A 12,675-nucleotide genomic window follows, 5' to 3' on the forward strand; every position below is an offset into this window, starting at 1 on the left:
CACTGCCTCCAGCGACGCGAACTGTTCGATGAGAACACCGCATTCCCAACTGCCTTGGCCGCTGCGGCTTGACGCCTTGGGGTCGTGAGGTGTCTATCCGGTCAGAGCACTAGAGGTTGAAGCCCCCCGATACCTCGATGTTCTGAGCGGTGACCCAGCGGCTCTCGTCGGAGACCAGTGAGGCGATCATGACGCCGATGTCGTCAGGTTCACCGACCCGGCCGAGTGCGGTCCTCGCGGCGAGGGCCGGAACAACCTCAGGGAACCGGGTGAAGGCATCGTCGGCGATCCGGGTGCGGGTCGATCCCGGCGAGACCGCGTTGACGCGGATGCCCCGCGAGCTGAATTCCTTGGCCATGTACCGCGTCAGCACGACCAGGCCGCCCTTCATCGACGCGTATGCCGCATAGCCGGGCTCCAGGCCGGCCGTCACCGCCGCGTTGCTGCTCGTGTTGACGATGGCCCCGCCGTACGCCAGCAGGGGCAGCAGCCTCTGCGTCAGGAAGTACGGTCCCTTGAGCAGGACCCGCATGAGGCTGTCGAACGCCTCCTCGGTCGTGTCCTCGATCAACGATGTCTGCGCGAAACCGGCGTTGTTGACCAGGTAGTCGAAGGTGTCGCGCTGCCAGGTGTCGCGCAGCACGTCGGCCACCGTGTCGCGGAAGGCCGCCAAGGTGGCGGTCTCGCCGACATCCAGCGGCAGTGCGACGGCCGTGCCGCCCTCCTTCTCGATGGCGGCGGCCGTCTCCTGCCCTCCTTGCGGGTTGTTGCCGTAGGTCAGGATGACTCCGGTTCCGCGCTTGGCGATCTGGATCGCTGCGCTTCGTCCGATGCCGGAGCTGGCGCCCGTCACGATGGCGACCTTCATGGTGTTCCGCCTGGGGTGCGGTCGTGCGTGGGTCATGTGTGACTGCGCGGGCTGCGCTATGCGGCGGGGTTCGGGGGCAGGACTCGGGCGAGCCAGTCTGTGCGTGCCCGGCGGGCCGTGGCCGAGATGTGGGCCTGGGGGTACAGGGCGTCGAACCCGTGGAAGCCGCCTGCCCAGACATGGAGTTCGGCCTGACCGCCGGCCGCCCAGATGCGGATGGCGTAGTCGGTGTCCTCGTCGCGGAAGACCTCGGCGGAGCCGGTGTCGATGTAGGCGGTCGGCAGGCCCGAGAGGTCGTCGGCCAGCGCGGGTGATACATAGGCGGGTACCTGGTCATCGGTGAGGTCGCCGAGGACCCAGCGCCACCCGAACTCGTTCATCTCACGGGTCCATACGCCGGGCCCGTCCGAGTACTAGCGGCTGGAGGCGCTGGTGTTGCGGTGGTCGAGCATGGGGCCGATCAGCACCTGCGCGGCGATCGCCGGGGTGCCGAGGTCGCGGGCCAGCAGGCTGACGCCGGCAGCGAGGCCGCCGCCCGCGCTGGCGCCCGCGACGACGATCCGGGCGGGATCGATGCCCAGTTCGGCGGAGTGTTCGGCGACCCAGAAGCAGTCCCTGATAGCAGTCGTCGACCAGGGCGGTGCCGGTGGGGAAGGCCGGGGCCTGGGCGTGGGGCGATCGGCGGGTCAGAAGGCGGCCTTGCCGCGGACCGGCACGTAGTCGGTGTATTCGGACTCCTTGGCCAGCAGTCCGTCGAACTGCGCCACGATGGCTTGGGCGGCCTCGCCGGCGAAGATCCGGTGGTGGTCCTCCTCGCTGGTCCAGCCCTCGGTGACGTGGACGACGTCGGGGTCGGACGCGGAACGGGAGACGAGGTAGACGACGCAGTGTTCGCTCGCGCCGGGGCTGCCCTCGTCCAGACCGGTCAACAGCAGGTCGACCAGTCGGTCGCCCATGCCGGGCTTGGCGGTCAGGGTGGCGTTGAAGCCGTAGTTGGCGATCATTGGGTGCCTTCTTCTCAGCAGTGGAGTGAGGTGATTCCAGTCAACCGAGGTGACCTGCGAAAACGTTAGAACGATGCTCGCTCGTACTTGCACGATCCTCGTGGTCACGGGAGCCACGGTGCGGAATGGTGCTGCAATGGACGCATGCCCCTCGAAGAGCTCCGCAGCCTGCTGACCCGGCATGCCCGGCCCGACTGGACCACCGCCATCGACGGCGTCCTGATCTCGAAGGTCGACTGGTCGGATCCGACGCCCTCGATGTCCGGCACGGTGCTGGCGGTCATCGCCCAGGGCTCCAAGCGACTCGCCCTGCGCGACCGCGTGTACGAGTACGGCGCCGGGCAGTACCTGGTCGCATCCGTCGACCTGCCCGTCAGCGGGCAGTTCACCCTGGCCGGCCCCGAGCAGCCGGCGCTGGGGTTCGGACTCGTGCTGGAACCGCCGGCTGTCGCCGAGTTGCTGTTGCAGGCCGGGCCCGGAGACACCCCCCGCACCGGCGGTGGTGCGCCGTCGGGGATCTTCGTCAGCGACGCTCCGGCCGCGCTGCTCGATGCGGTGGTCCGGCTGCTGCGCCTGCTCGACGAGCCCCGCGACCGGGCCGTACTGGCCCCGTTGGTCACACGAGAGGTCCTGTGGCGCCTGATCACCGGCGACCAAGGCGCGACAGTCCGCCAACTCGGCCTGGCCGACAGCAGCCTCAGTCACGTCTCTCGGGCCATGGGCTGGATCCGCGAGCACTACGCGGATCCCTTCCGGGTCGAGGACGTGGCGCGGATGTCCGGGATGAGCGTCTCCGCCTTTTACCGCAACTTCCAGGCGGTGACCGCGATGAGCCCAATTCAGTTCCAGAAGCAGATCCGGCTGCAGGAGGCGCGACTGCTGCTCGCCACCCATCCGGGCGATGTCACCGGAGTCGGCCAGCGCGTCGGTTATGACAACCCGTCACAGTTCAGCCGCGAATACCGCCGCCAGTTCGGAGCGCCCCCTAGCAAGGACGCCGTCCGACTGCGTCGGGCCGTGCGTACTTCTTCGGGTGTCCTTCCCTGATCCGGACTGGACTCCGATAGAGCATCGTGCAAGGGGTGGCGAGGATCATTCTACGGTTTCCGCAAGTCGCTGGGGTTGAATCGAATTGCCGATTCTCCCGCGGGGCGGACAACTGTCCGGCCGACCGCGGATCCCACCACACGGCAAGGATCACAACATGAGTGAAACAGTGGTTTTCGCCTGCGAGTTCCTGCGCAGCCCGCTCCGTACGGCCTCCCTGATACCGAGTTCGCCCCGGCTGGTCGAGCGGCTTGTCGCCGCCGTACCGGAGCGGGGCGAGCCCGTGGTGGTGGAGCTCGGTCCGGGCACCGGACCCGCCACCGCGGCGATCCAACACAAACTGGCAGGCCGCGGACGCCACATCGCGGTCGAAGTGAACGAACGGCTCGCCGCGCATCTGGTTGAGCGGTTTCCCGGCGCCGAGACGGTCGCCGAGTCCGCCTGGGAACTGCCCCGCATCCTCGCCGACCGGGGCCTTGGCGCGGCGGACGTCGTGGTGAGCAGCCTCCCCTGGTCGGCGTTCACCGGTCCGCAAGGCCAGTCCCTCGTACCGGCCATCGCGTCGGTGCTGTCCGAGACCGGGGTGTACACGCAGTTCACCTACACGTTCGCCCACTGGGCCCCGCCGAGCCGCCGCAGGCTCGCCCAGTTGCGCCAGGCGTTCGAAGAAGTGGTCGCGAGCGGGACGGTGTACCGCAACCTGCCTCCCGCCCTGGTTTACTCCGCGCGCAGGCCGCGCGTTCCGGCCTGTCAGCCCGCGCCGCCGGCCGCGCCCATCGCGAATCGAACAGCGTCCTGACTGGGTGGCGCACCGAAAAGGCGTCGATATTCCCGGCTGAACTGGGACGGGCTGTCGTACCCCACGCGGTATCCGATGTACGCGATGTCTTTCGGGTGTTCCGTCAGCAGGAGCCGGGCCTGATGGAGTCTGATGTTCTTCTGGAACTGGATGGGGCTCATCCGGGTGACGGCCTGGAAGTTCCGGTAGAAGGAGGAAGCGCTCATTCCGACAAGCTCTGCCACGTCTTCCACCCGAAACGGTTTCCGGTAATTCTCGCGAATCCAGTGCACGGCTCTGGCGATATGGGAGAGCTTGCTGTCGGCAAGACCTATGTGACGGACCGTCGCGCCCTGCTCGCCGGTGATCAGGCGCCACAGGATCTCGCGTTTGACGAGGGGGGCGAGCATGTCCCTGTCCCGTGGCCGGTCGAGCAGGCGCACCAGTCGCACGACGGCGTCCAGGAACTCGTCGGAGGCGTCGCTGACGGAGATGGCGGGGGGTGCCGTGCCGTGCGACGGAAAGGTGCCGGGCGCCGTCTGCAGCATCATCTCGGCGACGTCCGACGGATGCAGGAGCAGGCCCAGTCCCAGCGCCGGCTGCTCCGGGGTGACAGCGAGGAAGCGGCCGGTGACGGGCACGTCGACGGATGCGACCAGGTACTGCCCGGGGCCGTACTCGTACACGCGGTCGCCCAGCGCGAGACGCTTGGCGCCTTGGCCGATCAGTGCCATGACCGTTCCACTCATGGAGGCGTGGTGTTCGTCCGACTCCTCCCGGCCGATCCTCACGTTCTCGATGGCGGTCGTTCCGTCGGGTCTGGCGTGACGCGCCAGCAGAGTGCGGAGTTCGTCAAGCGGCATGGACCGATTGAACACCGCCGCCGCGAAACGGTCCAGCCATCCGTTCCGGCTCCGGCTGACGCGAAATCATCGAGAGGATCAGGCAAGGGCTCGCCACTATCGGGCAAATCAATTCGCGGAGGGGCTGCTTGAATAACTGAAGGCTCTGGGGCTTGCCGATCGACGGTTGGCTGTATTGAGGAAGGGCAAGCGGAATGGCGGAAAGTACCCGCAGCGAGATACGACTTCACGTCAACGGCGAGACTCACCGCCTGAACGTCGACAATCGCCGGACATTGCTCGACGCGCTGCGTGAGGACACATGCCACACAGGGCCGAAAAAGGGCTGCGACCGTGGGCAGTGCGGCGCCTGCACGGTGTTGCTGGACGGCCGGCGTGTGGTGTCGTGCCTGACGCTGGCCGTCGCCGTCGACGGCTCGGACGTCACAACGGTCGAGGGTCTGGCGCACGAGGGTGAACTGCGACCGTTGCAGCAGTCGTTCGTGCAACTCGACGGCCTTCAGTGCGGCTACTGCACGCCCGGGCAGCTCTGTTCCGCGGTCGGCATGCTGGCCGAACACGCGGCGGGCTGGCCCAGCGCGGTCACCGCCGATGTCTCACCCGATGCGCCGGCGCGCGAGTTGGACGCCGAGGAGGTGCGCGAACGCCTGAGCGGCAACCTGTGCCGCTGCGGCGCGTACCCGTCGATCGTGCGGGCCGTGCTCGAGACGGCGGCCCGCGAGGAGGTGGCGAGATGAAGGAGTTCAGCTACCAGCGGCCGAGCCGGGTCCGAGACGCCCTCGCTCTGGTCGCCGACGAGGACGGCGCCCGGTTCCTCGGCGGCGGAACGAACCTCGTCGACCTGATGAAGGACGGAATCGAGACGCCGACCCGGCTGGTGGACGTCCGTCGGCTGCCGCTGGACGGCATCGACGACGCGCCCGACGGCTCACTCGTCATCGGCGCGACAACTACCAACAGCGACCTGGCGGCCCATCCTGAGGTGCGCCGGCGGTATCCGGCGCTCAGCCAGGCCGTGCTGGCGGGCGCGTCCGGGCAACTGCGCAACATGGCCACGGTGGGCGGCAACCTGCTGCAGCGAACCCGGTGCGGCTACTTCGCCGACGCCTCGCAGCCGTGCAACAAGCGCAGCCCCGGCAGCGGGTGTTCCGCGATCGCCGGAGAGCACCACAACCACGCGATCCTCGACTGGACCGACCACTGCGTGGCCACCCATCCCTCAGACATGACCGTGGCCTTGGCCGCGTTCGACGCGGTCGTGCGCTACGAAACCCGGGACGGTTCCCACGAGATCCCGCTGTCCGAGTTCTACCTGCCGGTCGGCGAGAGTCCGCACCGGGAGACGGCGCTTCCCCCGGGCGCCCTGATCACCGCGGTCACCCTGCCGGCCGCCGCGGCGTCCCCTCGTTCGCGCTATCGCAAGGTCCGCGGGCGCGCGTCCTTCGCCTTCGCGAACGTCTCCGTCGCCGCCGCGCTGGACGTCGACCAGGGCATCGTCAAGGGGGCCCGGATCGCGCTCGGCGGCCTCGCCTCCCGGCCCTGGCGCGCCCACGCCGCCGAGTCCGCCCTGCGGGACGCCCCCGCCACGGCCGGCAGCTTCCGGGCCGCCGCCGACGCGGAGTTGTCCGCCGCGCGGCCGTTGCGCGACAACGCGTACAAGGTCGGCCTGGCCCGCAACCTCATCGAGGCCGTCCTGACCGACCTCGCCCGCAGGGCCGAGTGACGCACCGATCCCGTCGCCCGCCGTCGCCGTGAAGGAGATCAGCACATGAAGACGTCCTCGACCAGCGCAGCCCCGACAACCGCCGTGCACCCGGCCGCCGGGCCGAGCACCGCCCCGTGGGACGGCGTGGCGCACCCGGGCGCGATGGGGGTGGCCCGTCCCCGTATCGAGGGACCGGGCAAGGTCACCGGCAGCGTGCGCTACGCGGCGGACGAACCGATGACCGACCTGGCCTACGGCTGGGTCGTCACCTCCACAGTGTCCCGCGGACGCATCCGCGCCGTCGACGCCTCCGCCGTGCACGCCATGCCCGGCGTACTCGGTGTGATCGATCACCACAACGCTCCCCGGCTCAACCTGGAGGCAGGATCCTTCTTCGGCCCCGACGGGGGCATACACCTGCTGCAGAACGACGAGGTCCCCCACGCCGGCCGGCCGGTCGCACTGGTGGTGGCGGAGACGATGGAGCAGGCCCGGTCAGCGGCCGCGGCGCTGCGGGTCACCTACGACGAGGAACCGTACGACGCCGAATTCTCACTTGAGCACCCGTCCGCGCGGCCGGCGACGTCGTTCTTCGGAGAGGACGCCACCGTCGGTGACGTGGAGGCGGAGCTGGCCGCGAGCGCTGTGGTCGTCGACGAGCGCTATGTCACGCCCGAGCAGCATGGCGCCGCCATGGAGCCGCACTCCGCGACCGCCTGGTGGGAGGACGGGCGGCTGCAGATCATCGACTCCAATCAGGGACCCTTCCTGGTCGCCATGACGGTGGCCACGTTGTTCTCCCTCGACCCCAAACAGGTACGAGTCCGCTCTCAGCACGTCGGTGGCGGCTTCGGGTCCAAGTCGGGCGGGTGCGGCCCTCAACTGGTTCTGGCGGTGATGGCCACCACGGTGTTCGGCCGTCCCGTGCGCGTCACCCTGAGCCGGAATCAGGTGTTCCTGACGGTATCGATGCGGCCGGCGACCGACCAGCGGGTCCGGATGGGGGCCGACACCGACGGCAGTCTGCAGGCGATCGACCACGAGTCGGCCTTCGAGGTCTCGAAGCTCGCGGACTACCTCGAGAACTGCACGGAGCTCACCAACACGCTCTATGCGGCAACGGCGATCCGTACCCGGCGCACCGCGGTCCCCATCGACATCCTGCCGCCGTACTCGGTACGCGGGCCAGGCACGGCACCCGGATCGTTCGCGCTCGAATCCGCCGTGGACGAGCTGGCGGAGCGGCTTGGCATGGATCCGCTCGAGCTTCGGCTGCGCAACGAGCCCACCGTCGGCCCGGTGTCCGGCCTGCCCTTCAGCCGCCGCAACCTCGTCGCATGTCTGCACGAGGGCGCCCGCCGGTTCGGCTGGGCCACACGCGACCACCGGCCGCGGACGCGGACGGAGGGATGCCTGCTGATCGGCACCGGGATGGCGGCCACGTCCTTCAGCGCGGGGGCCCTGCCCGCCTCGGCATCGATCACCGCCGAGACCGACGGCGCCTTCACCGTGGCCATCGGTGCCAGCGACATCGGCACTGGCGCACGCACCGCACTGACCGCGGTGGCGGCGCAGGCGCTCCGCGTGGATCCCGAACGGATACGGCTCCTGATCGCGGACAGCGATCTCGGCCCCACCTGGAACGCCAGCGGATCCCGCGGGACGACGTCCTGGTCCTGGGCAATCACCGAGGCCGCGGCGAAGCTGCGCTCCCAGCTGGGCGACACCACGCTGCCACTGACCGTCTCGTGCGACACCACCGAGTCGCTCGGTGCGCTTCCACCCATGGAACGGCACTCCTACAGCGCCGTGTTCTGCCAGGTGACCGTCGATCCGGCCACCGGCGAGGTACGCGTGCGGCGGCTTCTGGGCATGTTCGCCGTGGGCCGCGTCATCAACCCGCTCCTCGCGCGCAGTCAACTGGTCGGGGGCATGGTCATGGGGCTGTCGATAGCCCTGCACGAAGAAGGCGCCCGCGATCCGGCGACGGGACGGCACATCACCACTGACCTCGCCGGCTACCACATCGCCGCGCACGCCGACATACCCGACATCGAAGCCGACTTCGTACCCGACTACGAACCCGGCGACCCGTCGGGCGTCAAGGGTGTCGGCGAAATCGGCACCGTCGGCACGGCGGCCGCGATCGCGAACGCCGTCTGGCACGCCACCGGCCGCCGCCAGCGGACCCTGCCCATCCGTCCGGACCGCGTGATCGAGGAACAGCCGACGTCGTGAACCGTCCGCGAGAAGGGGTGCTGGGACCGCTGCCGTCGCAGCCCCAGCCCGGGACTGGAACAGGAGGTATGCGTGCTGCGCGAAGTGTGGCCCTTCGTCGACGCCCACCGTCGGGCGGGCCGGCCCGTCACGCTGGCCCGGCTGGTGGGCCGTGACGGTCCCGGATCACGACCGCTCGGCGCCACCATGGCCGTCGCCGCGGACGGTACGTGGCGCGGCTCACTGTCGGGCGGCTGCGTCGAGGGCATCGTCCTGGACGCAGCCCGCGCCGTCCTGGCAGGAGCCGCGCCCCATGTGACCGCGGTGTCGCCCGGGGACGACCTGCTGCCCTGGGAGGACGCTCCCGCCTGCGCCGGCGAACTGCGCGTCCTCATCACGCCCGCGCCACCCGAGCCTGTGCACTCCGCCATCACCACGGCGCTGGCCGACGACCGTCCGCTCACTGTGCGGGTCGGGCTGAGGCTGCCTCACCGCTGGTCGACAGCATCCACTGTCGGCCAACTGACCGACGTGGGACCCGCGTTCACTGAGGAACTGGTGGGTCGGCCGCGGCTGCTGCTGGTCGGCGCAACAGATCTCGCCGCAGCCCTGGCCACCCTGGCCGGGACCTTGCACCGCCCGGTCGTCGTCCTGGACCCGCGGCCCGGCCATGTCGCCTCCGCGGCCTTCCCCGGCAACGCCGACGTCGTCCGTGCCTGGCCGGACGAGTGGATCGCCCGCCATCCGCTCGGCGTACGCGACGCGGTCGTCACACTCAGCCATGACCCGCGCATCGACGACCGCGCTCTTCGCGCCGCTTTGGCAGGCCCCGCCGGGTACGTCGCCGCGCTCGGCAGCCGGGCCACCCACGCGCAACGCCTACGGCGCCTGGCCGACGCGCCCGGACTGGACCGGCTGACCGGCCCGGCGGGCCTCGACCTCGGCGGAGCGTCGCTCGCCGAGAGCGCCCTGTCGATCCTCGCCGAGCTCGTGGCGGTGGACAACGGCCGCTGCGGGCGGCGTCTGCGCGACGGCGATCTGCCCGTCCGGGCCACCACGGCCGCGGCTCACACTTAGCCGATCAGGTTGCACAAGGACGACGGTGCCTGGGCAGTCTGCCGTCCGATCGCGAACGTGGCCCAGCGGGGCTCACCCACACTCGGTGCACAGACTTCAACGCAACTGACGGGCTTTCAGAACAAGCGTCGCACGAGCGTCAAGAACCTGAGGGGTGTGCGGCCACGGCTTGAGCCGCCGTCGTCGGCCCCCAATGAAGCCGCAGGTCAGGTTAGTACAGCCGACCAGCCCAGCGCTTCACCTGTTGGATTGGCGGAAACAGGTGAAGCGGATGACGACCACCACGAAACCGCAGGTCAGCGGCTCTTTCCGGCAGGCTCCAGAATCGCCACGCACTCCACATGATGCGTCATCGGGATCACGTCGACATGAACCGACCGACGACGTGACCTGTGACGAGGCCCGACTGGGCACAAGACCTTGATGTTGTTCCAGTTCACTGTCAGGAGCACTGGCCGATCGCGCAGCACCTCTTCCGTTCGGTGTCCAGGCCCTGGGCGCAGCACCGGCAGGCGATGTGGAGCCGGTCGAGGAAGGTGCGTACGTCCTTGACCGTGACTCGGTCGAACTTCTTGGTGCCGAGGTTGGGGATGAGGTGGAGACAGGCCCAGGCGGTGGAGCGGAGATGGGTGTTCTCCCGAACCCGGTGGGTGGCGACGCCGCCGAGCCAGTAGGCCCAGTGGTCACCGCGCGTGTTGTCGGCGGTGGCGGCCGGCAGGCCGCGGTTGCCGTCGGCGATCTCCTGACAGTCGTAAGGTTCCAAGCGCTCGGGGTCGAGGCCCTCCATCCTGGCGAGTGCCACGCGGGTGTCGCCCTTTGCAGCCCATCCGCCAGTTCTCATTAGCCATGGGCCCTTCAACGGAAAGGCCCCCGCCGTCAACGGCAGCTTTAACGATGTTTTAGCAGGTCAGACGGACAGAACCAGCGTAAATCGGATGACCCTAGGATTGGGGCTCCCCAACCAGCACATCGTGGGCTTAACTTAGGTGTCATGACCTCCCCCCGCTCCACCTACGGCGGCGGCTACTACGCCGCACCGTCGTTCCCCGACACTCCGATCTACGACTCCTTGGTCGCGGAGCGGGGTACGCCTCAGATTGCCCCGATCCGAGTGCCGGCCTCCTACGACACCGGAAACAGCTATCTGCCGGCGCTCCCGTCGGCGCTGCCGGCGCTTCCCGCGGCGCCTTCCCAGCCGAACCCGTCGTACGGCTACCCGCAGCAGGTGGCCGCACCGCAGCAGAACTACGCGCCGATGCAGCCGGCTCATCTGCAGCAAGCTCCCGCTCCGTACATCCCGCAGCAGCCGACCGGCATGCGGGGCGGCTACCAGCCGCCGCAGCCCCAGCAGCCGCGCCCGGCGCCGGGCACAGGGTACGAGTCGATGCGTCCGGCGGCGCCGCGGCCCGCACCCGCGCCCTCTCCGTACGAGGACCCGTACAACCGCCCGCACCAGGGCCGAGGGTACTGAGACCCACCTGCACACGGCCGCGGTCCGTCCCGGGCCCGCTCCGCAGGACGGGCCCGGGCGGACTGGCAGGATGGAGGCATGCGTCCTCCCGAACTGCGCGCCGTGCACATTCATCCGGTCAAGTCGCTGGCCGGATACGAGCCCGGCGAGGCCGCCGTCGAGCCATGGGGACTCGACGGCGACCGCCGGTGGATGCTGGTCGACACCACGGGCCGGGCTGTCACACAGCGTCAGCAGCCGTACTTGGCGCTGGTCTCCGCCGTGCCGCTGCCCGGTGGCGGCATCGGTCTGTCGGCGCCGGGGAGCGCGCCGCTGACCGTCGAGGTGCCCGAGCCCGGGCGCACGGTCGCCGTGGCGTTGCACCGGTCCACCATCGAGGTGGTGGAGGCGGCGGCCGCCGCCCACACCTGGTTCAGCGCCTGCCTGGGCACGGAGGTCCGGCTCGTCCATCTCGACGCGCCCCGGACCCGTCGGCTGATCAATCCCGCCTACGCGCGCCCCGGTGAGACCGTCGGATTCGCCGACGGCTACCCGCTTCTCCTGACCTCCAGCGCCTCGCTCGACGCCTTGAACTCACTCATCGCGCAGGGCGACCACGCAGACGAGGCCCCGCTGCCGATGAACCGTTTCCGGCCGAATGTCGTCGTGGACGGCACGGCACCGTGGGCGGAGGACGGATGGGAAAGGATCACCATCGGCGATGTCCCGTTCCGCGTCGTCAAACCCTGTGACCGCTGTGTCATCACCACCACCGACCAGGGCACCGCGAAGCGCGGCAAGGAGCCGCTGCGGACCCTCGCGCGCCACCGCCGTGCCGGGCAGGACCTGCTGTTCGGCCAGTATCTGATTCCGGACGGGACCGGCGTGATCCGGGTCGGGGACCCGGTTCGGATTCTCGGCTGACTCGGCCGGGAGGGGAACTCGTGGGACCGGCCCGCGCGTTGGGCGGCGTGAGGTTGCTCTCTCTTCGTCTGCTCGACGCGCAGGCTGTGCCGTATCGGGATATGACGGATGCGGAAGGGGGTGCGGGACTGTGCGAGCGGTATCGGGAGTATGGCGTTGGCGGCACAATCCCCTGCGCCGCGCCACAGACCGGCGTGAGGCGTGGATGGCTCTGGTGGCACTGCTGTTGATGGCGGTGGCGGCGCCTGCGCTCGGGTGGCTGTGCGGGTCGCTCATGGACGACGTCCTGCAGGAGTCGGTACGGATCCAGCGGGCGCAGCGGCATGCCACGACGGCGGTTGTGGTGCGCCGGGCGTCGGGGGCACCGCATCTGGTCTCCGACCCGGAGGTGTCCTCGGAGCGCGCGACACAAACGTCGGTGGTGGCGCGCTGGAAGGCTCCGGACGGCACAGCCCGCAGCGGAACCGTCGCGACCTCTTCGAAGAACACCGGTCCCGGCTCCCGGGTGCGGATCTGGACCGACCTGGACGGACACCCGGCGCTGCGCCCGATGGATGTGCCGACGGCCCGTACCCATGCGGCGCTGGCCGGATTCGGGGCGATGCTGCTGGGCGTCGCACTGATCGAGGGCGGGCGGCGCCTGACCGTATGGCGCATGGTGCAACGGCGGTATGCGCGACTCGACCGGGCGTGGGCCGAGGCCGGTCCGGACTGGGGCAGGACGGGCACCGGCAGCTGATGA

General features: G+C 69.7%; 13 protein-coding genes and 1 pseudogene. 9 read left to right on the forward strand and 5 right to left on the reverse strand.

Features of this window, described 5'->3' with window-relative positions; translation table 11 throughout:
- Window positions 1–109: 109 nt before the first annotated feature.
- From ACNPQM_RS34735 to ACNPQM_RS34745, 3 genes and pseudogenes are all read right to left on the reverse strand, one after another.
- Complete coding sequence (locus ACNPQM_RS34735; RefSeq protein WP_418087095.1) at window positions 110–868, reverse strand: SDR family NAD(P)-dependent oxidoreductase; 759 nt, start codon at window positions 866–868, stop codon at window positions 110–112.
- A 56-nt stretch (window positions 869–924) separates the two neighbouring features.
- Window positions 925–1,516, reverse strand: a pseudogene (locus ACNPQM_RS34740) (alpha/beta hydrolase fold domain-containing protein); the annotation flags it as partial.
- Window positions 1,517–1,554: 38 nt separating this feature from the next.
- On the reverse strand, window positions 1,555–1,872 hold the full coding sequence (locus ACNPQM_RS34745; RefSeq protein ID WP_418087096.1) for a putative quinol monooxygenase: 318 nt from the start codon (window positions 1,870–1,872) through the stop codon (window positions 1,555–1,557).
- 144 nt (window positions 1,873–2,016) lie between these two features.
- On the opposite strand from ACNPQM_RS34745, the gene ACNPQM_RS34750 reads away from it, so the two are divergent.
- Window positions 2,017–2,919, forward strand: a complete 903-nt coding sequence (locus ACNPQM_RS34750) for an AraC family transcriptional regulator (protein WP_418087097.1) — start codon at window positions 2,017–2,019, stop codon at window positions 2,917–2,919.
- Between the two features lie 157 nt (window positions 2,920–3,076).
- The gene (locus tag ACNPQM_RS34755) at window positions 3,077–3,718 is read left to right on the forward strand and encodes a class I SAM-dependent methyltransferase (protein WP_418087098.1); all 642 of its coding nucleotides are present in this window, start codon (window positions 3,077–3,079) and stop codon (window positions 3,716–3,718) included.
- Here the strand turns inward: ACNPQM_RS34755 and ACNPQM_RS34760 are convergent.
- On the reverse strand, window positions 3,670–4,560 hold the full coding sequence (locus ACNPQM_RS34760) for an AraC family transcriptional regulator (protein WP_418087099.1): 891 nt from the start codon (window positions 4,558–4,560) through the stop codon (window positions 3,670–3,672). The genes ACNPQM_RS34755 and ACNPQM_RS34760 overlap by 49 nt on opposite strands.
- 194 nt (window positions 4,561–4,754) lie before the next feature.
- Here ACNPQM_RS34760 and ACNPQM_RS34765 point away from each other — a divergent pair, with 194 nt between their 5' ends.
- The 4 genes from ACNPQM_RS34765 to ACNPQM_RS34780 all read left to right on the forward strand — a co-directional run bounded on the left by ACNPQM_RS34765 (window position 4,755) and on the right by ACNPQM_RS34780 (window position 9,559).
- Window positions 4,755–5,297 carry a (2Fe-2S)-binding protein gene (locus ACNPQM_RS34765; protein ID WP_418087100.1) on the forward strand — a complete coding sequence of 181 codons (543 nt, stop codon included), beginning with the start codon at window positions 4,755–4,757 and terminating at the stop codon, window positions 5,295–5,297.
- Window positions 5,294–6,283 (forward strand): FAD binding domain-containing protein, encoded by a 990-nt coding sequence (locus ACNPQM_RS34770; protein WP_418087101.1) that lies wholly within the window; start codon window positions 5,294–5,296, stop codon window positions 6,281–6,283. The genes ACNPQM_RS34765 and ACNPQM_RS34770 overlap by 4 nt, the downstream gene beginning before the upstream one ends.
- Before the next feature lie 45 nt (window positions 6,284–6,328).
- Window positions 6,329–8,503: a xanthine dehydrogenase family protein molybdopterin-binding subunit gene (locus tag ACNPQM_RS34775; RefSeq protein WP_418087102.1), complete on the forward strand. Its 2,175-nt coding sequence runs from the start codon at window positions 6,329–6,331 to the stop codon at window positions 8,501–8,503.
- Window positions 8,504–8,575: 72 nt separating this feature from the next.
- The gene (locus tag ACNPQM_RS34780; RefSeq protein ID WP_418087103.1) at window positions 8,576–9,559 is read left to right on the forward strand and encodes an XdhC family protein; all 984 of its coding nucleotides are present in this window, start codon (window positions 8,576–8,578) and stop codon (window positions 9,557–9,559) included.
- A gap of 442 nt (window positions 9,560–10,001) precedes the next feature.
- On the opposite strand, the gene ACNPQM_RS34785 is transcribed toward ACNPQM_RS34780, so the two are convergent.
- Window positions 10,002–10,361 carry a hypothetical protein gene (locus ACNPQM_RS34785; RefSeq protein WP_418087104.1) on the reverse strand — a complete coding sequence of 120 codons (360 nt, stop codon included), beginning with the start codon at window positions 10,359–10,361 and terminating at the stop codon, window positions 10,002–10,004.
- 189 nt (window positions 10,362–10,550) lie between these two features.
- Between ACNPQM_RS34785 and ACNPQM_RS34790 the strand changes: the two genes are divergently transcribed.
- From ACNPQM_RS34790 to ACNPQM_RS34800, 3 genes are all read left to right on the forward strand, one after another.
- Entirely contained in the window at window positions 10,551–11,030 is a 480-nt protein-coding gene (locus tag ACNPQM_RS34790) for a DUF6643 family protein (protein WP_418087105.1), read from the forward strand.
- A gap of 78 nt (window positions 11,031–11,108) precedes the next feature.
- Window positions 11,109–11,933 carry an MOSC domain-containing protein gene (locus ACNPQM_RS34795; RefSeq protein ID WP_418087106.1) on the forward strand — a complete coding sequence of 275 codons (825 nt, stop codon included), beginning with the start codon at window positions 11,109–11,111 and terminating at the stop codon, window positions 11,931–11,933.
- A 130-nt stretch (window positions 11,934–12,063) separates the two neighbouring features.
- Complete coding sequence (locus tag ACNPQM_RS34800) at window positions 12,064–12,672, forward strand: hypothetical protein (RefSeq protein ID WP_418087107.1); 609 nt, start codon at window positions 12,064–12,066, stop codon at window positions 12,670–12,672.
- Window positions 12,673–12,675: the final 3 nt, after the last annotated feature.

The sequence above is a fragment of the Streptomyces sp. NPDC056231 genome, from assembly GCF_048270745.1.
In the GTDB taxonomy this organism is placed as follows: Bacteria; Actinomycetota; Actinomycetes; order Streptomycetales; family Streptomycetaceae; genus Streptomyces.